Origin of the sequence: Paraburkholderia sp. SECH2, from assembly GCF_030464795.1 — a bacterium.
In the GTDB taxonomy this organism is placed as follows: domain Bacteria; phylum Pseudomonadota; class Gammaproteobacteria; order Burkholderiales; family Burkholderiaceae; genus Paraburkholderia; species Paraburkholderia aspalathi.
Genome location: NZ_JALPRH010000018.1, coordinates 136,869 through 157,265, shown reverse-complemented (window position 1 = coordinate 157,265; position 20,397 = coordinate 136,869). Strand labels below are relative to the sequence as shown.

15 protein-coding genes are annotated in these 20,397 nt (G+C 61.9%); 10 read left to right on the top strand and 5 right to left on the bottom strand.

Going from position 1 to position 20,397, the window contains the following annotated elements:
- Nucleotides 1–22 precede the first annotated feature (22 nt).
- The 4 genes from M0D66_RS26010 to M0D66_RS25995 form a co-directional block, all read right to left on the bottom strand.
- Nucleotides 23–2,404: a hypothetical protein gene (locus M0D66_RS26010; protein ID WP_266211946.1), complete on the bottom strand. Its 2,382-nt coding sequence runs from the start codon at nt 2,402–2,404 to the stop codon at nt 23–25.
- A 128-nt stretch (nt 2,405–2,532) separates the two neighbouring features.
- A complete protein-coding gene (locus tag M0D66_RS26005; RefSeq protein ID WP_266211945.1) occupies nt 2,533–2,985 on the bottom strand; it encodes a GDP-mannose mannosyl hydrolase in 453 nt (150 codons plus the stop codon).
- A 64-nt stretch (nt 2,986–3,049) separates the two neighbouring features.
- Nucleotides 3,050–3,199, bottom strand: coding sequence for a hypothetical protein (locus tag M0D66_RS26000; RefSeq protein ID WP_167378424.1), 150 nt, complete (start codon nt 3,197–3,199; stop codon nt 3,050–3,052).
- 179 nt (nt 3,200–3,378) lie between these two features.
- Nucleotides 3,379–5,685, bottom strand: a complete 2,307-nt coding sequence (locus M0D66_RS25995; RefSeq protein ID WP_266211944.1) for a hypothetical protein — start codon at nt 5,683–5,685, stop codon at nt 3,379–3,381.
- A gap of 808 nt (nt 5,686–6,493) precedes the next feature.
- Between M0D66_RS25995 and M0D66_RS25990 the strand changes: the two genes are divergently transcribed.
- The 9 genes from M0D66_RS25990 (at nt 6,494) to M0D66_RS25950 (ending at nt 18,944) form a co-directional block, all read left to right on the top strand.
- A complete protein-coding gene (locus tag M0D66_RS25990; protein WP_093636544.1) occupies nt 6,494–7,480 on the top strand; it encodes a helix-turn-helix domain-containing protein in 987 nt (328 codons plus the stop codon).
- A 102-nt stretch (nt 7,481–7,582) separates the two neighbouring features.
- Nucleotides 7,583–9,178, top strand: a complete 1,596-nt coding sequence (locus M0D66_RS25985; protein ID WP_266211942.1) for a sugar phosphate nucleotidyltransferase — start codon at nt 7,583–7,585, stop codon at nt 9,176–9,178.
- A 57-nt stretch (nt 9,179–9,235) separates the two neighbouring features.
- Complete coding sequence (locus tag M0D66_RS25980; protein WP_093636538.1) at nt 9,236–10,621, top strand: undecaprenyl-phosphate glucose phosphotransferase; 1,386 nt, start codon at nt 9,236–9,238, stop codon at nt 10,619–10,621.
- 73 nt (nt 10,622–10,694) lie between these two features.
- A complete protein-coding gene (locus M0D66_RS25975; RefSeq protein ID WP_093636535.1) occupies nt 10,695–11,834 on the top strand; it encodes a polysaccharide biosynthesis/export family protein in 1,140 nt (379 codons plus the stop codon).
- 49 nt (nt 11,835–11,883) lie between these two features.
- The gene (locus M0D66_RS25970) at nt 11,884–14,118 is read left to right on the top strand and encodes a polysaccharide biosynthesis tyrosine autokinase (protein ID WP_093636532.1); all 2,235 of its coding nucleotides are present in this window, start codon (nt 11,884–11,886) and stop codon (nt 14,116–14,118) included.
- Nucleotides 14,119–14,199: 81 nt separating this feature from the next.
- Nucleotides 14,200–15,318, top strand: a complete 1,119-nt coding sequence (gmd, locus tag M0D66_RS25965) for a GDP-mannose 4,6-dehydratase (RefSeq protein ID WP_093636528.1) — start codon at nt 14,200–14,202, stop codon at nt 15,316–15,318.
- 5 nt (nt 15,319–15,323) lie between these two features.
- Nucleotides 15,324–16,283 carry a GDP-L-fucose synthase gene (locus M0D66_RS25960; protein WP_093636525.1) on the top strand — a complete coding sequence of 320 codons (960 nt, stop codon included), beginning with the start codon at nt 15,324–15,326 and terminating at the stop codon, nt 16,281–16,283.
- Between the two features lie 113 nt (nt 16,284–16,396).
- Nucleotides 16,397–17,539, top strand: coding sequence for a glycosyltransferase family 4 protein (locus M0D66_RS25955; RefSeq protein WP_211702978.1), 1,143 nt, complete (start codon nt 16,397–16,399; stop codon nt 17,537–17,539).
- 55 nt (nt 17,540–17,594) lie between these two features.
- Nucleotides 17,595–18,944, top strand: coding sequence for a glycosyltransferase WbuB (locus M0D66_RS25950; protein WP_266211941.1), 1,350 nt, complete (start codon nt 17,595–17,597; stop codon nt 18,942–18,944).
- A gap of 31 nt (nt 18,945–18,975) precedes the next feature.
- On the opposite strand, the gene M0D66_RS25945 is transcribed toward M0D66_RS25950, so the two are convergent.
- Entirely contained in the window at nt 18,976–19,473 is a 498-nt protein-coding gene (locus M0D66_RS25945; protein ID WP_093636516.1) for a hypothetical protein, read from the bottom strand.
- 176 nt (nt 19,474–19,649) lie between these two features.
- Here M0D66_RS25945 and M0D66_RS25940 point away from each other — a divergent pair, with 176 nt between their 5' ends.
- On the top strand, nt 19,650–20,270 hold the full coding sequence (locus M0D66_RS25940) for a putative colanic acid biosynthesis acetyltransferase (protein ID WP_093636513.1): 621 nt from the start codon (nt 19,650–19,652) through the stop codon (nt 20,268–20,270).
- The last annotated feature ends 127 nt before the right edge of the window (nt 20,271–20,397 follow it).

The following is a 20,397-nucleotide window of genomic DNA, read 5'->3' as shown; positions in this document are numbered from 1 at the left end:
GCGTCGGGTCGACCGGCTGGCGCTACTGCGCCAACCGGTCGATCCGCACCGTCTCCGAGAATAGCCCCGGCAGTTCGCCGAGATCCAGGGCTGCGCCTAAAGCGAAACCATCGCCTACCGGATAGCGCGTCAGCGCCGGTGCGCCGCCGGTGAAATAGAAATCGCCGAGCGTGGCGTCGGTTCTTCGATAGAGCACGAGCGCCGCATTGCGTTTGTCCCGCACGAAAGCCGGAAAGACATCCGACCACGACATGCCACGCAATGTCGCCGCCTGGACCGGCACGGCGTTCGCGTCCGCTGTGTCGAGCGTGGCAATGTCGATCAACGCGTCCTCGTTCGTTCCGTCGAGATGCGGTGTCAAAAGAATCAGCGTATTGCTCGCTTTGCCGTGCACGGCCCCGACCGTCACTTTGACGAAGTCCGGTAGGAAACTCGCCGGCAATAGTTTGCGTTCGCCGATGGTCATGCGTGTGCCGTCATTGGAAATTGGCGTGAGTGCGAGCCGGCCGTCCGCACCATCCACCGCGACCAGCGACGTGCGTGAACCTGCAGTTTGGACTGGCAGAAGATTGGCGTTTTGCCGCAGCGTTTTTGCTTGCGCCATGAGTGTCGGCGCTGAGCCCGTCGAGCCTGTGGAAGACGCCGTCCAGAGGTCAAGCCCGCTATCGGCGCGTTTCTGTGCGATCAGCACGCCGGCACGTCCCATTCCGCCGAAGTCCGCCGCCACATATTGCTGCGTCAACGCAGGCCTGAACTCACGGCTCGTTTGAAGCCAGAGACGTGGAGCCTCGAAGCGCTCGCCTGTACTGCGAAGCAACCAGAACGCGGTGCCACCCTGGCGCGCGGTGATGACCATCAAGTCGGTCTTGCCGTCGCCGTCGAAATCGCCGAGCAGGAAGCGCGCGCTATCGAAGCACAGCTTGTCATCCGTGCAACTGGGCGCGGTGGCGCGGGGATCGAAAGGAACGAGGCCGGCGTACCAGAGCGCAGGAGGCGACGCTTTCACGAGCGACGCCGCATACACATTGAAGCCGGGTCCGTCGTGTTGTCGTTGCACGTAGACCGCGGCTTGCTCGCCCGTGCCGCCGATATCACCGACCATCGCGGTTGCGAGGCGCAAATCGGTCGCCTGGGTGCGCTGCTGGGTCGCCCACCGGTAGCGTGTGGTGAGCTGGGTGCAGCCACGCATGGTGAGCTTACCGTCGTTTTCGCCGAGGCAGTGCCGCAGCGGCGTATAAACGAGGCCAAAGTCCCACGGCGTCCAGCGCTGCGCCATGTCCCATTGATCGCAGGTCTCGGAGATCAGATAGCCGTCGCGTTCGGCGATGCATTGCGAAGTCGCGACGCTGACGAGTGCGGCGTTGCGCGCATTGCCGGGATAGACCGTCACGGGATCCCAGCGCCATTGTTGCGTGGACGAGCCCGTGCATGCGGCGAGTGTCGGCGCCTGGCCGCTGCCTGCGGAGGTCAGGCAGCGAGTTGCCGCCGCATTGAATAGCTGAATGGGATGCGATTGAAAATCGGCAATGCGGTGATCGCTGCGATCGGCGAAGGCATAGCGGCGCGCGACCCAGTTACCGTCCCACTGGAACTCGCCGAATACGTGCGAAAACTCGCTGCCGTCGACAGAAAAATAGCTGGCGACGATGTCGCGCTTGCGCTGAACTTCGGCCGCCGGCACATTGCCCGGCCAGTCGCCGGTCGGATAGGTGATGTGGTATTCGATCGGCACGCTTTTGTTCAGCGTCTGGGCGACGTGGCGCGTGATGCGCGCGGCGTAGATGTGATCGGGGTGCTCGAGAAACGGTACGGTGTCCGGATTGAGCGTGTAGATCTGCGACGCCCCGGCGAGTATCACTCTCAGTGTGGCCGACAGCGAGGCCCGATCGTATTGCACACGCACCGAACCGTCGGCGTTCATCGGATAGGTGGAAAGCGTGGCGCGCTGTTCCCACAGCAGGCCGAGCGGTTCGCGGCCGCCGCGCACGGCGCCGCCGGGCAGGCGGAATTCGAGCAGACGGACTTGCGGCTTGGCCTTCAGCACCATCTGATGCACCAGCTTGCCGGCGATCGGAATATTCGTTTCGATCCATTCGTCAGGCACCCCCGCCATGCGCGCGTACGCGAGCCGCGAGGCCCGCTCGCGGGTCTGCACGTAAGCGAAATCCGCACCGTTGGCGCCGCCGATCAGATGGACAGTGGTGATGCACCAGCCGGCGTCGAGCCGTTCGCTGATGGCGGGGTCGACAAAGAGCAGATCGTCGTCGAGGTGAGCGACGACTGTCACCAGCGTGCCGGCGCCGCAATCGGCCGCGCGCGCCGCGCCCGGAAAGAAAGCGAAAAAAAGTAGCGCTAGAAGAGCAATGGATGAATCGCGAACGAGCCTGGCTGCCGATGATCGCATGTCTGATTCGAGCCCTGACGGTGAGCTCGATCATACTGTACCGGCGTGAGTTGCCGCGTTGGCGAACTCACAGTAGATATCACTTTGCGCACCGGCAATGGGTTATGCAGGTGGCGGGGCTGTTGGCGCTAGCGGAAATAAGCCTTGGTGTTCTCGTGGACATCGGCGCGTGCGAGCAACTCCGAAGGTGTTAGCCAGAGATAGTCGCTGTGCTGGTCGAGCCGGCCGACCGAGATGGTGCTGGTGAACTGCAGACCATAGGCGAGCACGATGTAGTGCGTCGACACGTCAGGCTCGGCGGCGAAATTGTCTTTGTAATGGTGCTCGAAAACGCCCTCGAAGCGCGCGGTCGAGCGCGTGAGCCTGCCGATGCCCAATTCGGCGTCGGCAATGCGCGTGAACGCTGCGTCGAGTGTTTCGTCTTTGAGAATACGGCCGCCGGGAACGAACCATGTGCCGCGGGCAGGGCGATTGCGCCGATGGCCGATCAACACACGGCCATCGGCGTCGCTGACGATCAGATCGATCGCAACCAGCGGCGTCAGACGCACCACGTCCAGGAAATCGATTTCGGTCAGCATTCCATCTCCTGCAGGGTGCGCGTCGCGTTGAGCGCTGGGTGATCGTGAGGCGATGCGGAAGGCGCTAGTAGTCACCATGGTGCTCATCATCCCGGGTGAGACGGCTTGAGACATTCGCCAGCAGCAGTGCGACCAGAATCGCGCCGACCGTGGCGAAGACAAACGCCCCAACCATCCCGGCCAGCACCAGCATTGTCCATGCGAGGCCGTTCATTTCTCGGTTCCAGCGCGTTGATATGCATGCGAGGTAGTCTTCGTCTGGATTTTACGGGTGTAAGAAACCACTTGCCCTGTCACATCACGCCGAAGTATCGCCACGTCTCGACAGCAAGCGGTGCCTATCGAGGGGGCCACGGCGGCCGCTATGCGCACTCCGCGCCCTGCGCGGCACAGCTATCGAGGCACATAACCCTCCGGTGTCATGACCGCGTCTTTGAACACGCCGGCGTTGGCGGACACCACATAGATAGGCGTCGGCGACAGCTTGAGGTTCGCGACACCGTCGCGATACGGCAAGCTCGATGGGTTGCCCATCATGTCGAACACGGTGACTTCGCCTGACGTGCCGGGTGCGTCGACACGCAGACGATAATCCGCGCTCTGGCTCGCGCTGAAACCGGTTTTGGCATTCCACGCGTCGTTGTCATGCGTCCACAACGCCGTCACGATCTTGCCGCCGCCGAGCCGGCGGAACGCGTACGCGTAGACGCCTTTCGGCAGAGCTTTGAGCGGCCCGAGCGTATCCGTTCCGTCGATGATCCGCGTCATCGCCGCCACCGCGAGCGCGGCAGGTTTGGGGCTGATGCGCGCGGCGCCGTAGGCGCCAGTCGGATGATCGAGTTCGAAGAAGACCCCATAGCCGGGCGCCGCGTCCGGCATGTCCGCGAGGTAGAACACGTAGGTCATGTCCGCGCCTTCGCCGAGCAGGATGAGATGCGTGCGCGCCACAACCGCGGCTTGCGCATACAGCACGTTCGCACCCGGATAGTTCTTACCATAGGCCGCACCGATGTCGTAGCTGATGCCGGTTTCGGTGACGAACAGCGGTGCACCGGGTTTCAGGTATAGACGCAACTCGTGGCGAAGTGCGCGCATCGCGGCGGGCAGTGCTCCCGGCACGGTGCCCTGGTTGCCAGGGTCAGCGACACGTTCGGGCGGGTGCGATGGTGTCGTGCCGATGTCGTAATAGCCATGGATGGTCATGCCATCCATATAGCGGCCGATCCCGAGCGGACCGAGACGGCGCATTTTCTCGACATTGACTTGCACTGACGCGTACGTCACCCCCATCACTACGGCATGCGGGTCCGTCTGATGAATGCCCTCCCAAACCGCCTTATACATCGCGACGAAATTCGCGTCGGTATCGCGCCACGGCAGGCCGCCGTCGGCGTCCGGTTCCCATGTCACCTGATAGTAGTTGTCGCGCTGTTTGGGGAAGTAGGTCATCCGCGTGCGGTTGGACTCGGCGCCGACTTTGGCCATGTAGTCCTTCATTTGTGCGAGCGAGGTCGGCGCATAGCTGTGCGTCTCCTTGCCGGTCGAACTAGCCCACTGAGGAATACCGTCGAGCTGGATCAGACGCATGATGTCGCCGCGCCGGAAGTAGGGCAGCAACTGCTTGCTCGCGGGATCGAACGTGCCTGCGTTTTTCGGCTCTTCCATATACCAGTTGCGATTGTCGTTCGCCCACGAGAGGCCGAGCGCGGTATAGGCCGGCCGATAGCCGTCGCCATCGCAGCAATGCTGCCCGGGCGCAAGGTATGCAGTGCCCTGTCCGCCGAATCGGTGCAGGTCTTCGTAGGGAAAGCGAACGGCGGGCAACGCAGCGGAGGTGTCGGGCAGGACGCCGAAGGTGGCGATCCCCGCAGGACGTGTGCCACGCGATTCGAGCTGGCCATGTGCGCGTTCCAGCGAAGCGGAGACGGCGAAGTAGCCGGCAACGGTCGAGGCGCAACTGAGCGTCGACAGCGTGGCGCCCGCCGCAACGGGGAAGCGGCCGCTGGCACGCACGGCATTCCAGCTGTCGCGGATTTGCCAGTTGAGCGTGTCGTTTTGCGCAGGTCGTGTCGTGAAGACGAGTGCGAACGGTTTGTCTGCTGCGAACAGGCGCGTGCCGTCGCTCGGCGTGTCCGCTTCCAGCAGATCGCCGTTTGCGGCCGCGCGTACTTGTGAGGTGGGCGCGCCGCAGCGCAGACCCTGCCCGGGCGGCGCCTTTAATGAAGTGGATACCGTGGCCGCAGATTCCTGCGCGGCGGCAGGCGCTGTGTCTTTTTTCGCCGAGGCAGCGGCTTCAGCCTTGGCCGCCGTGCTCGAGTCAGTCGCAGTGACCGCAACTGCGCAGCGCTTCTCCACACCGGGTGCAGGATCGCCGAACACACCGTTATTGCAATCGGCGCTGGTCGTGAACGTCTTGATGACATGTTGTTCGACGGTGCCGTACAGCACGTCGCGCGTACCGTTGAACCGGCAGGTTCCATATTCCGCCGCGCAAGGTGTCCACTTTCTGCCGTCGACCGTCAGATCGGCATTGCTTGCGCTGTCAGGATCGGCTGAAGCCGCTGCCGCACTACACGAGGAGGCCGCCATGGCCAGCAGGATAAATACCGCCGCCGAAGCGGCAACGCGCAGCGCTAACCCGCGGGCGCCACAGGTGCCGGCGAGTGGTTGCAGCGCGCGATATTCACATACATCAGACATGTGTTCCCCGTGTCGTTCGACGCATAGGTTCCGGCCTGTTGTAACGATAAGGCGTCACCGGATTGCTAGTTGACCAGGCCAGACCCGCCTCAGACTACCTCGCGTTGCAATGTGTTGCGGAAACCGCATAGGCCATTTCCGCAATTCTATGGCGGAAACATACCGGCTCTCATCCGACAGAATCCGCCATTGGCCCGTCTATTGCCGGGCTGGCTAAAGTTGTCTTATTGCCGTGTTTCACGTTTGAAACATTAATCGTCATGTTTATATTCTCCAGATCCAATAACAACGAATTAAATAATTTTCTCTCTCGAAAAGTGCTTATATTGGATACTGTTTTATATGTCTCTGCCGACCAAATATATCGTCAGAAGAAAGCCCCGCGGGCATCCGGTAAGAACAATGACTGGTGCAAACAAGGGGGCTGCTCTCATTCTGGCGATGTGACGGAAAGAAGTCACTTCGAATCTGCAGAATGCCGGGCAGATCAAATTGCAACTCAAGCATTTCGAGTGGCGGTTGTATGTGCGCCAGCACACAAAAAATCACATTAATTAGCATTAGGATTCGCGGAATGTGAATTCATTCATATGCAGAATCGGCAATTAATTCGTTGAAAAATAGTAGCAGAGCAATTGTTCCGAAAATCACTGGCTGGCCACCATATTGAAACGCCAACATGTCTGCACTTTCGGTCATGGCGGCTAAATGCTTGATTGCGGATGGCTATGATGCACTGCACAGAGCATTCCTCTGTGTGGGCGTTCAAGGTTGAAAAGTAGATCCGTTTTCTGTTGAGAGGATGACTATGACCTGCGCGAGTCTCGAGTCTGCCATGTTGCGCTGGGTGCACGCACCGAACAAAGGTATGCGTCGCATCGCAATCCTGATGTTCAACGACTGCTCGCTGCAGGGCGCGGGCGTGGTTGCGGAAGTGTTTCAGGCTGCTAACGAACTGGCATCGTCCGGATCCGGTGGCTGGTTGTATGACGTTTCCTTCCTGTCGGCCGACGGCGGCATGGTGACTTCGTCATCGGCACTGCGGGTCTGGACCGACGGGCTCGACGCGCGCCATTACGGCGGCTTCGACGCGTTGTATGTGGCCGGCGGCAAAGGCGCATTCGCCGCAGCCGGCGACGAGCGGCTGATCGCCTGGTTACGGCGTGTGCGCCGCAACACGGGCATGATCCGGCCGATCGCGGAAGGGCGCGCATTGCTCGAAGCAGCCTATGTGCCGGACAGCAAGGAAAGCGGCGAATTTCACCAGCCGCAGTCGATGTCGTCGCGCCAGACCGAGCAGAACGGCGACGCGGGTGACCGGCTTGAATCGATGAGAAGCGCGCTCGCCATGATCAAGCGCGATCTCGGCGGCGCGACCGCCCGCACGGTGGCCGAGCGTCTGCTTGCCGATTCGTGCTCGAACCTCGCACCGCTGCTTGGCGAAGACGGCGGCTTGAGTCCCGGCGACAAAGTGCGCGCGGCGGCTCGCTGGCTGCAAGAGAATTGCCAGCAATCGATTTCGATTGCCGATGCGGCTCAGTTCGCCGCGATGAGCGAGCGCAACTTCCTGCGCCGCTTCAAGATGGAAATGGGTATCACGCCCTCGAGTTTCCTGTTGCATGAGCGCCTTGCGGTGACCTGCAGCCTGCTGACCGAGTCGGAATTGCCGGTGGACAAGATTGCCCGGCGTACCGGCATGGGTAACGGTGACCGCCTCGCGAAGGTTTTCCGTAAGCGGATGAGGATTTCCCCGACTGAGTTCCGGATTCAAAGCCGCCGCATGGTCGGCGGATAGCGCGCGCCGCGAACCGCGCTGAGCGCGCCCAACACGTAGTCGTCTCGTACCGCGCTCCGGTAAGTATTTCCTTGATCTCAAAAAATTATAAGGAATCCGAATATGTTGACTAAGGGAGTTGTGAACGCTGCGTCGGCGAACCCGGACGGTGCCAATGCCGGGACCGCCGGTGCGCATTGCGCGCGCATCGTCCCGGTCATTCTTGCCGGCGGCTCGGGCACGCGGCTGTGGCCGGTGTCGCGCGAAAACTATCCGAAGCAGCTGATCGACGTGGTCGGCTCAGACTCGCTGTTGCAGGCGACTGCGCGGCGTATGGACGGCTTTCCCGCCGGCTGGAACGTGGACGCGTCGCCGATCATCGTGTGCGGCGAAGAACACCGGTTTGTGATTTCCGAGCAGCTTCTGGAAAACGGCGTGAACGCGCGTCTGATCGTCGAGCCTGCGCGGCGCGATACGGCGCCGGCGTTGACGCTCGCGGCGTCGCTCGCGTGCGCGGACGGCGACGACGCGATTCTCATCGTGATGCCAGCCGACCATTCGATTGCGGATGTGCCGGCGTTGCAAGGCGCGCTGGAGCGTGCGGCCAGGTATGCGGAGCGCGGTTTGATCGCCACGCTGGGTGTGCCGCCCACGCGCCCCGATACGGGCTTCGGCTATATCCGTATCGGCGCGGAATTGCCCGATGGAGGTTATGCAATCGACGGCTTCGTCGAGAAGCCGGCCGAGGAAATTGCCGCGCAGTACGTCGCTGCAGGCACGTATTGGTGGAACGCAGGGATCTTCGTCGTGCGGGCACGCGTGTGGCTCGATACGCTGCAACGCCTGCAGCCGGAGATGCACGCAGCCTGCGAACGCGCATTCGCGAACGGCCGAAGCGAAGGCGCGTATTTCCGTCCGCTGGTGGACGCATTCCTGAGTTCGCCCGCTGACTCGATCGACTATGCCGTGATGGAGCGCCTCACTGACGTGAGCGACGTGAGTGACGCGAGTGACGCGAGTGACGCGAACCCCACGGACGAAACGGCCGCGAACTTGCAAGAGTCCAGCGTGAATCCATCAGGCGTCGTTGTTCGGCTCGATGCAGGCTGGTCGGATCTCGGTTCCTGGGACGCCGTCTGGGCCGCAATGGATAAGGACGCCAACGGCAACGCCGGGCGCGGCCGCGTGACGTTCGAAGGCGCGGTGTCGAGCTATGCGCATTCCGAAGGCCGGCTTGTCGCCTGTGTGGGCACGACCAATGTGGTGGTCGTCGAAACAGCCGACGCCGTGCTGGTGGTCGACCGCTCACATGTGCAGGACGTCAAGGGCCTGGTGTCGCGCATCAAGGCGCAACACGCTCCCGAGGCCGATGCGCATCGCAAGGTGCGGCGCCCTTGGGGCTTCTACGATTCCATCGACCACGGTGAACGCTTCCAGGTGAAGCGCATCGTCGTCACGCCGGGCGCGAAGCTTTCGCTGCAACTGCATCACCACCGCGCCGAACACTGGGTCGTCGTGCGTGGCACGGCGCTCGTCACGCGCGGAGAAGAGCAGTTCCTGCTGAGCGAAAACGAGTCGACCTACATTCCACTCGGCACGCGTCACCGGCTCGAAAACCCGGGGAAAGTACCGCTCGAAATCATTGAAATCCAGTCAGGCACCTATCTCGGTGAAGACGACATTGTGAGGTTCAACGACAACTACGGCCGCTGCTCCTAACAGCGCCCCCGGAATCATGTGTGGAAAAGAACGAACGGCAAGAACGAGGTAAGCAAAATGCGCAAGTTTCAGGATTTGCTCGCGCGAGTTTTCGATGTCGCGTTGGTACTGGTGGGTGCGGCGGTGGCGTCGCAGATCCGCTTTGATTACCTCGCTCAATCAGGGTTCTATTGGGCGCTCGTGATGTTTTCCGCCGCCTTTGCGCTGGCCACCTTTCCAGCGTTCGGCGTGTATGAATCATGGCGCGGCCGTTCCAAGCTCTCATTGGCCGGGCAGGTGTCGCTTGCGTGGTTGATGGTGCAGGGCAGCGCGCTTGTGCTGATGTATTCGCTGCATCGCATCGACTTCGTCTCGCGGCTGTGGTTCTCGTATTGGACGGCGGTGACGGGCGGCCTGTTGATCGCTGACCGGCTGATCATGCATGCGGTGCTGGCGCGTGCGCGCAGTGCCGGTCTGAATCTGCATCAGGTTGCGATCGTCGGTAGCGGCTCGCAGTGCGATGCGATCATCCGCAGGATCGATTCGGCGCCCGGCACAGGCTTTCGCGCGACGGCCGTCTACAACACGCGCCCTGACGTGTCTGCTGTGACCAGCCCGCGGGTACCTGTCTGCGAGACGGTGGATGCGCTTGCCGACTACATTCGCACCAACGATGTGCACGAACTCTGGCTCATGTTGTCGCTCACCGAAGAGCCGCTGATCTGCAAGCTGATCAACGAGTTCCGCGACGATCTGGTGAATATCCGCTTCATGCCCGACGTGCGCAGCATCGCATTGTTCGATGGCAGCGGCGTGATCGATCTGCTCGGCATGCCGGCGATCAACCTGGTCGCCTCGCCGCTGTCAGCCAGTTCGATGCTGAAGAAGGAAATCTTCGACCGCCTGTTCGCCGCTTCGGCGTTGATTGGCCTCGCGCCGATCCTGCTCGCCATAGCGATCGCGGTGAAGCTCTCGTCGCGCGGCCCGGTTCTCTTCAAGCAGAAGCGCAAAGGCGCGGACGGCCACGTTTTCACGATCTACAAATTCCGCTCGATGCGACTGCATGCCGAGCCGAAGGGCACGCTCAAACAGGCGACGCGCGACGATCCGCGCGTCACGCGCGTCGGTGCATTTCTACGCCGCACGAGCCTCGACGAACTGCCGCAATTCTTCAACGTGTTGCGTGGCGACATGTCGGTCGTTGGACCGCGTCCCCATGCACTCGAGCACGACGACCTCTATCAGAAAGTGGTCGCCGGCTACATCAATCGCTATCGGATCAAGCCGGGCATTACAGGCTGGGCGCAGATCAACGGCTTTCGTGGCGAAACCGACCGCATCGAGAAGATGGAGCGTCGCGTCGAACATGACCTGTACTACCTGGGGCATTGGTCGTTCGCACTCGACATGCGGATTATCGGCGCGACGATCGTTGCCGGACTGGCGCATCGAAACGCTTACTAAGTACTAAGTAGTTAACAAGCACGCTGGGCTCTACCTCCCCCGAGGACAGTCCCTGGCGCAAGGAGGAAACACCATGAGCTCGCTTGGTATACGCACGGGAAGTCTCGTGATTTTCACAGTTGCAACAGTGCTTTCCGGATGCGGAATCGTACCGGGTCAACAGATGATTACCCCAGCCGCGGTTCAGGACACGGGTGGGGACTACAGCACGGAAGCGTCGCAGCAACAGCAGATTCCGATTACCGACATCAACCTCGCGCTGCTGCGCAAGATGAACGCGACGCAGACGGCCACGACGCTGCCGCCGCAGACAACCGCGTTGTTCGGCAAACCGACCTCTTACAAGGTCGGCCCGGGCGACGTGCTGCAGATCGTCGTGTGGGACCACCCGGAGCTCGCCGCCGCGCTGGGCCAGCCCGCGCAGAACGCGAAGACGTCGGACGCCGCGCCCGGTTTTCTGATCGACGAAAACGGCGACGTGCAGTTTCCGTATGCAGGCACGGTGCACGTTGCCGGCAAAGACGTCGGGACGATCCAGAAGGATCTGCACAAGCGTCTGAGCAACGTGTATCAGAAGCCTGAGGTGACGGTACGGGTGGCCTCGTTCCGCAACGCGCAGGTTTATGTCGACGGTGAAGTGCGCACTCCTGGCGCGCAGTCGGTCACGGACATTCCGTTGTCGTTGACGAGCGTGATCAACCAGGGCGGCGGCTTCAGCCCGAATGCGGATCGCAGCCGCGTTGAGCTGATCCGCAACGGCGTGACGTATCCGCTCAACGTGGACGACCTGATCAAGCGCGGCCGCAATCCGTCGGACATCTATCTGCAAGCGGGTGACATCGTACGGGTGGCTTCGCGCGAAGACAGCGGCGTGTATGTGATGGGCGAAGTCAACAAGCCGGCGACGATCCTGCCGATGCGTAACGGCACGCTGACGCTTTCGCAGGCCATTTCCGATAGCGGCAGCTTCGACTCGAACACGGCGGCGGCCAGACAGCTGTTCGTGATCCGCAATTCGACCAGCGAATCGCCGCAGGTCTACCACCTCGATGCGACCTCGCCGGTGTCCATGATCCTCGCCAATCAGTTCGAGCTTCAACCGAAGGACGTCGTGTATGTCGGTCAAGGCGGCCTGGTCCGCTTCAACCGTGTGCTGAACCTGCTGCTGCCGGCGATCAATGCGGCTGTAACGGGTGCCGTTCTTGCGAAATAACAACCGTGCAACGTGACCATGAACCGCCGGGCTTTGTTGGGTGAACAAAATGGCAATTAATTTCGAAAACCGCTATACCGACGTGTCCGGACCGGACGAGCTGCACCTGTCGGACTATCTGCGCACGATCGTGAGAGGTTGGCGCACGATCGTGATGGTGACGCTGATCGCACTCGCGCTGGGGTGCGCGTATGCGTTCCTTGCGCCGCCGACTTACCGCGCAGATGTGCTGTTCCACGTCGAGGACAAGACAGCCAATGCCAATGCGAACGGCAAGGATTCCTTGCCGCCGCTCACCGGCATGTTCGACACCAAGCCCTCGACGGCGGCGGAGATCGAGTTGCTGAAGTCGCGTCTCGTCACCGAGGAAACGGTCAAGAATCTGCACCTCGATATCACGGCTTCGCCGCGTTATATGCCGTTCATCGGCGGGATGATCGCGGGCCTGGTGAACGGGCAGTGGGGCTTCAAGTTGCCGTCATTCATCAACGTGTCGGGCTTCGCATGGGGTAACGAGAGCATTGCCGTGTCGCGTTTCGACACGTCGAAGGACTATTACGACACGACCTTCACGCTGATTGCGGGCGATGCGGGTTCGTACGTGCTGCGCGACAAGAACGGTATCGCGATTCTCTCCGGCCACGTCGGCGAGACCGTGCAAACCGACACCGCCGACGGCCCGATCGCGTTGCATGTCGACAAGCTGGTCGGCGAGCCTGGCGCGCGTTTCGAGCTGCAGCGCGCCTCGACGCTGGGCACCGTGGACCGCTTGCAAAAGGCGCTCGTGGTGGCCGAAACCACGCTGCAGTCCGGCGTGATTCGCACCAGCCTCGAAGGCGGCGACCCTGCGCTGACCGCGGCGATCGTCAACAGTATGGCGCGCGAATTCGTGCGTCAGGATGTGGAAAGCCGTTCAACCGAAGCGGAGCACATGCTGGCCTTCCTCGATCAGCAATTGCCTGGCTTGCGCAAGGAACTCGACGACGCCGAGCAACGCTACAACAAGTTCCGTAACGCGCACGGCACGGTCGATCTCGGTGAAGAAAGCCGTCTGTTGCTTCAACAGGTCGTCGATAACAAGACGAAGCTGCTTGATCTGCAGCAGCAACGCGCGGAGATGTCGCAGCGCTTCACGGCGAATCACCCGGCAGTAGCCGCGCTCGATGCACAGATCGCGGCGTTGCAGGGCGCAGCTGCCACCATGAACCGCAGCGTGGCCGTGATGCCGGATACCGAGCAGACCGCATTGCGTCTGCTGCGCGACGTGCACGTCGACACGGAGCTCTATACCAATCTGTTGAATAGCGCGCAGCAACTGCGGGTGGCGAAAGCCGGCCAGGTGGGCAACGTGCGGGTGGTGGACTTCGCCGAAACGCCGGACGAGCCGGTGCGCCCGAAGCGCGTGCTGGCGATCCTGATCTCGCTTGGCGGCGGCTTGCTGATCGGCATCATGCTGACCTTCTTCAAGCGCGCGATGTACGGCGGCGTGGAACGTCCGGACGAGCTCGAAGCGGTGCTCGGCGTGCCGGTGTTCGCGATCGTGCCGCGCAGCCAGACGCAGCTGCGTTTGCAGGAAAACGTCATGCTGCGCCGCCGCGGGCTACATGTGCTCGCACAGCAGGCGCCAGAAGACATCGCTGTGGAAGGCGTGCGCAATCTGCGGACCTCGTTGCAGTTGTCGCTCGATCATGCTGAGAACAACGTCGTGATGATCACGGGTTCGCGGCCCGATACCGGCAAGTCGTTCCTGTCGGTGAATCTGGCGGCGCTGGTGGCGTCCGCGAACAAACGGGTGCTGATCATAGACGGCGACATGCGGCGCGGCGACGTCCATTCGCATTTCGGCATCGCGCATCAGCCGGGGCTCTCGGACGTGCTGAGCGGTGGCGATCTCGCGTCGATGGTCCAGCGCGACGTGCTGCCAGGACTCGACGTGCTCGCCAAGGGCACGCTGCCCTCGCATCCGTCTGAGTTGCTGATGAGCAAGCGTTTCCAAACGATGCTCGACGAGTTGAAGTCGCATTACGACATCGTGATTGTCGACACACCGCCGGTGCTTGCCGTGACCGACTCGACGGTGATCGGCAAGTACGCGGGCACGACGCTGCTGGTGGTGCGCCATGGCCGCCATCCGCTGAACGAGATTGCTGAGACGGCCAAGCGGCTGCTCAACGGCGGCGTATCGCTCAAGGGCGTGCTGTTGACCGATGTGCCTCAGGAAGGGGCATTCCTCGGTTCCGGCTATCAAGGCGGTTATTACGGATACGACAGCATTGCGGGTTGATGTGACGGCCCCAATGACGGGGCCGCTCATTCAATCGTGATGTTGCACTGGCATTGCAAAGTTCAACGAAAGGAGGGGTTCATGAAACGCAAGGTCGCGCTGATCACCGGCATTACTGGACAGGACGGGTCGTATCTTGCCGAGCTGCTGCTCGCCAAGGATTACGACGTACACGGCATCAAACGCAGGTCATCGCTGTTCAATACGGACCGGATCGATCATCTCTATCGCGACCCGCACGATCCCGACCAGCGACTCTTCCTGCATCACGCCGACCTGACCGACTCGACCAGCATTCTGCGCGTGATTCAGCGTGTGGAGCCCGATGAGATCTACAACCTCGCGGCGCAGAGCCACGTGGCGGTTTCGTTCGAGGAACCGGAATACACCGCTAACGCGGACGGCCTCGGCGCGTTGCGGATTCTGGAAGCGATCCGCATTCTTGGGCTTCAGCACAAGACGCGTTTCTATCAGGCCTCGACCTCGGAGCTGTACGGCCTCGTGCAGCAGGTGCCGCAGTCCGAGACCACGCCGTTCTATCCGCGCAGTCCGTACGCGGTCGCCAAGCTGTTTGCGTACTGGACCACGGTCAATTATCGCGAAGCGTACGGGCTCTATGCCTGCAACGGGATTCTGTTCAATCACGAATCGCCGGTGCGCGGCGAGACCTTCGTGACGCGCAAGATCACGCGCGCTGTGGCCCGCATCGCGGTGGGCATGCAGAAGACCTTGTATCTCGGCAATCTGTCGGCGTTGCGCGACTGGGGTCATGCGCGTGACTACGTCGAGATGCAATGGCGCATGCTGCAACAGGAACGGCCAGAGGATTACGTCATCGCCACCGGCGTGCAGTACAGCGTGCGTGAGTTCGTTAAGCATGCCGCCGCTGAGTTGGGCGTCACCGTGCGTTTCGAAGGCACCGGTGTGGACGAAGTCGGCATTGTCGAAAAGGTGGAAGGGCGCGAGATCAAGATGTCGCCCGGCGATGTGATCGTGCGAGTCGATCCGCGCTACTTCCGGCCCGCCGAAGTCGAGACGCTGCTGGGCGATCCGTCGAAAGCCCATGCGCAGCTCGGCTGGAAGCCGACCACGCCATTCAGTGCGCTCGTCAAGGAAATGGTGCGGTCCGACTATCAGATTGCGAGACGTGACGCACTTGTCACGCTGGCCGGTTTCACGGCACTGGAACATCACGAGTAACGGCGATGAATAAACAAGCACGCATCTTCGTGGCGGGCCACCGTGGCATGGTCGGCTCTGCGCTGGTCCGGCGGCTCAATGCCGAGGGTTATCACAACGTCATCACACGCTCGAGAGCTGAGCTCGATCTCAAGGATCAGGCTGCCGTGAACGGCTTCTTCGAGCGGGAAAAGATCGACGTAGTGCTGCTCGCGGCCGCGCGCGTGGGCGGCATTCTCGCCAATGCGTCGCAGCCGGGTGAGTTCATCTATGAAAACCTCGTGATCGAAACCAACGTGATTCACGCTGCGTTTCGCGCGCAGGTAGAGCGGCTGGTGTTCTTCGGTTCGTCGTGCATTTATCCGAAGCAATGTCCGCAGCCGATCCGCGAGGAGTATCTGTTGACCTCGCCGCTCGAGCCGACCAACGACGCTTACGCGATTGCGAAGATCGCCGGCCTCAAGCTGTGCGAGGCGTACAACCGCGAATACAACACCCAGTACGTCTCGTTGATGCCGACCAATCTGTACGGCCCCAACGACAACTACGACCTGAACAGCAGCCATGTTTTGCCGGCTCTGCTCAGGAAGGCGCACGAAGCGAAGGTGAACGGCTCCGCGACCTTGACGGTGTGGGGCTCGGGCACGCCGCGCCGCGAGTTTCTGCATGTCGACGATCTCGCTGCGGCGACGCTCTTCGTACTCGAACACAACGTGACAGAAGGCCTGTTCAACGTCGGAGTGGGTGAAGACCTGTCGATTCGCGAGCTGGCCGAATGCATCTGCAAGGTGACCGGCTTCGAGGGTGAACTCGTGTTCGACGCGTCCAAACCCGACGGCACGCCGCGCAAGCTGCTGGACGTATCGCGGCTCGCGCAAATGGGTTGGCACGCGACCATCGGCCTCGAAGAGGGCATCACGTCCACGTATCGGGAATTCGTTGAATTACACGCCGGCTCGACCGCCGCCGCCGTCATGCACGTTTAGGCGCGCATTGAAGGGCTGCTGGGCGCGATTCCGGCAATGAGGAAGCGCGTGGAGCGTTTCGCACGAATAGCGTGCAACGCACACAGGGACGATTTTCGAGGAGTGGCATAAAAATGACTGCGTCAGTCACGATCTTCCACAACGTCGTATGGTCGCGTCACAAGGGTGTCGTGTTTTCCGCCTTGCATAAGATCTCGGCATCCGGCGCGATTCGCTACTCGATGGTGCAGATTGCGGATACGGAGCACGACCGGGTTGGTTTTTCGGACGTCGACTATTCCTACCATCGCTATCCGATGCAGAAGCTGTTCGACGGTTGCTACGAAGATGTGCCGACGATGAAGATGATCGCGCGGCTCACGTGGGAAGTGTTGCGGACGAAGTCGGATCTGATCGTCCTGCCGGGCTACCACCGTCCGGAATACTGGGCGATGCTGGCGGCATGCATCGTGACCGGCAAGCGGCGCGCGGTGTTCTGCGATTCGACCGCGCGCGACCGGCCTAAAAAATTGCTGACGTCGATTCCGAAGCGCGTGTTCTTTTCACTCTGTGATGGCTATTTCGGTTTCGGCGAACGTAGCCGCGAGTATCTCGAGTCACTCGGCGCGAAGCGCGACAAGATTTTCGTGCCGTGCCAGGCCGCGGCAATGCCTGGATCGTTTTCGCCGGAACGCGCATTGGTCGAGCGTGTCGCAGCACGGGCGGGTAATCAACCAGTGTTTCTGTACGTAGGCCGTCTCTCGGAAGAGAAGGGTATCGGCACGCTGATCGAGGCGTTTGCCGGCTTGCGGCGCCGCATTCCGGCAGCAAAGTTGCGCATTGTCGGCACGGGGCCGATGGCGGACGCGCTGCAAGCGAAGGTGGCCGATCTGGAACTGGGCGACGCCGTCACTTTCGCCGGCAGTTTGCAGGACGAGCCGCTCACTCGCGAATATTACGGCGCGACCTGCATGGTGCTGCCGAGCTATAGCGAACCGTGGGGACTCGTCGTCAACGAGGCGCTCGCGCATGGTTGCCCCGCGGTGGTCAGCGAGAGTTGCGGTTGTGTGCCGGAACTGGTGATCGATGGCGTGAGCGGCTATGCATTTACGGCAGGCGATGTCGCCGGATTGCAGCGCACGATGCTCAAGGCGATGGAGGCATTCGCCGACGCCGGCGGCACCGCACACCGTTGCATGGATGTGATTCGCCGTTTCGATCCACCTTCTGCCGCCGCCAATATCGCGCGTGGCTGCGCGCTGATGCTGAGCGACTGAGGCGCCTCACGGCCCCGTCGCACATGCGAAGCTCTAACCCGTCCTGGCAGCTCCAATGAAGATCCTGATCTACGGCATCAACTACGCGCCCGAACTGACGGGGGTGGGTAAGTACACCGCAGAGATGGCCGTGCTTCTGGCGAGGCGTGGCCACGAGGTTCGCGTGGTGTGCGCGCCCCCTTATTACCCTGAGTGGCGCGTGGCGGCGGACTATGTGTCATGGCGGTATCAGCACGAAACGCGCGACGGCGTGACGATCTGGCGCGCGCCGCTATGGGTGCCGGCGCGTCCGAGCGGGCTGAAGCGGATGCTGCATCTGGCGAGCTTCGCGGTGAGTTCGTTGCCGCTGCTCGCCCGGCAGATGCTATGGCGCCCCGATGCCGCGATGCTGATCGCACCGACCCTGATGTGCGCGCCCGCTACGCTGGCGCTCGCGCGTCTCGCGGGCGCGAGTACGTGGCTGCATATTCAGGACTTCGAGGTCGATGCCGCTTTCGATCTGGGTCTTCTGAAAAGCTCGCTCGCAGCACGCGTGGCGCGCTGGATCGAAAGCACGCTGCTGCGCCGCTTCGATACCGTGTCGTCGATTACGCCGCAGATGAGTGCGCGCGCGGTGGTCAAGGGCGTTAAGCCTTCGCGGGTTGTGTGTCTGCCCAATTGGGTCGACGTATCGACCATCTTTCCGCTGACGCGCGCGAGCGACTATCGGCGCCTGCTGGGCATTCCGGCCGGCCAGAAAGTGGTGCTGTACTCGGGCAACATGGGCGCGAAACAGGGTATCGAAACGCTCGCCGATGCGGCGGCGTCGCTCGCCGCACGTACCGACCTCACCTTCGTTTTCTGCGGGAGCGGCGCGGCGAAAGAGAGTTTGCTCCAGCGCTGCGCAGGATTGACGAACTGCGTGTTCATTCCGCTGCAACCCGTGGAACGTTTGAACGAGTTGCTTAATCTCGCCGACATTCATGTGCTGCCGCAACGTGGCGATGCCGCGGATCTGGTGATGCCTTCGAAGCTCACCGGCATGTTCGCAAGCGGGCGCGCAGTGGTGGCGATGGCGCGGCGCGGCACGGCTCTCTACGACGCAGTGGTGCCACGCGGCGTGATCGTGCCGCCGGATAACGTCAAGGCGTTGGCGGCAGCGATCACGGTGCTGGCAAGCGATCCCGAACGCCGTGCGGCGCTGGGTAAGGCGGCACGCGATTATGCGGAGCGCGCGCTATCGCCGGAGTCGACGATCGGTACCTTCGAAGCGCGGCTCGCGACCCTGATTTGTGACACATGTGGCACGAATGCGCGTGGCAAGCATACGAACGTGGAGACGCCGTATTTCGGCGGCCCGAGGCCGTCAGCCACGGTGGCCCGGCGGCGCAAGCCGACTACAACGGAGGAAGCCGCGCCGGATTGATCCGGCACGCGGCCATCTCATGAATGCGATATCACCACGGGGATTTGTAGACGGCGTGCTTGCCCGCATCGAACGGATCGGCGTAAGTGGTTTTCGCCGCGCCATCGGGCATCAGGCGCTCGGCTGCATTCGTACCGCCCGGCTGGCCGGCCACGCGCACCTTACCGTTGCCGGCGGCCTGCGCCTTGTTGGGCTGCTTGCGCACGGCAGGCTGCGCTCCGCCCAGCACCGTCATGCGTTGTTCGTCGAGCAGGGCTGCCTGCTGGGCGTCGGCGGTATTGCCTTGCTGCGCGTCTGGCGAGCCGTAGTCGCGTGGAGCGCCGAGCAACTGCGTTTCGCTGTTGCGATTCGCCGCCCGCGGCTTGGCGCGCGCTGCAGGAGCGGGGGTGCCGTAGCTGGTCGCAGCGGTAGCGGCAAGAGCCGGTGCAGCGGGCGCGGGCGCTGCTGCGTTCTGCGCGAGCGCCGGTACGGCATAGGTCGCGATGGCGAGAAGCAGAGCGGGTGTTATGTGCCGGAACGGAATGGTCATCGGATGCCCCAGGAAGATGCGGTCGCAATAGAGCTATCGTGCGCCAACCGGTACGCGTGCAGCCGCCAAAACGCTTGCTCGTACGGCCATGAAGGCGGGTTCAGTAAGGAGTCGAAACATAATGTAAGCGTGATGCGCGGGTATGTCGATTGCCGTTCGTGGACTGGAGAAATCTGATGGGTAACGCTGCCGACGATCCGCAGATCGGGCGTATGCCGGAAGTCGAAGGCGTTCGCGAGGATGGCCGTGTCATCGATCTCAGTCTGGCTGGAAAGGGGAACTATCGCGCGAAGCGCGGCGCCCTGATCGAGCTCATCTGGTTTGTCGTGGAAGCCTGCCTCATCAACAACAAACTGCTGCCGCTCTCGTCGGTCCGCGTTGCGCTATTACGCCTCTTCGGCGCGAAGATCGGCACGGGTTGCCGCTTCGTGCATCCATTGCGCGTGAAGTCGCCGTGGAACCTGGAGGTAGGGGATAACTGCTGGTTCGGCGTCGACGTCTGGATCTACAACCAGGCGCTAATCCGCATCGGCTCGAATGTCTGCATTTCCCAGGGGACGTTCCTCAGTGCCGGCTCTCACGATATGAGCACGACGATGGATCTGCGCGTCGCGCCGATCGTCATCGAGGACGGTGTCTGGATCACGTCGAAATGTGTTGTGCAGATGGGTGTGACGATCGGCCGGTCGGCCGTAGTGACGCCCTTGTCTGTCGTGCATCGTTCGCTTGATCCAGAGGGTGTGTATGGCGGAAATCCATGTCGTTTTATCCGGAACCGTTTCGATTCCGTGACCTGAAGCACAGAGAGAGAACCGCAGCGTTTGTACGCTGAGGAGGCCAGGTCGTTGACAAGCCGGAATGTCGATCGATGCCTTTGATCGACACCTGCGGCGACGCCGGAGATGCGTTCGGCAACGACGTGTG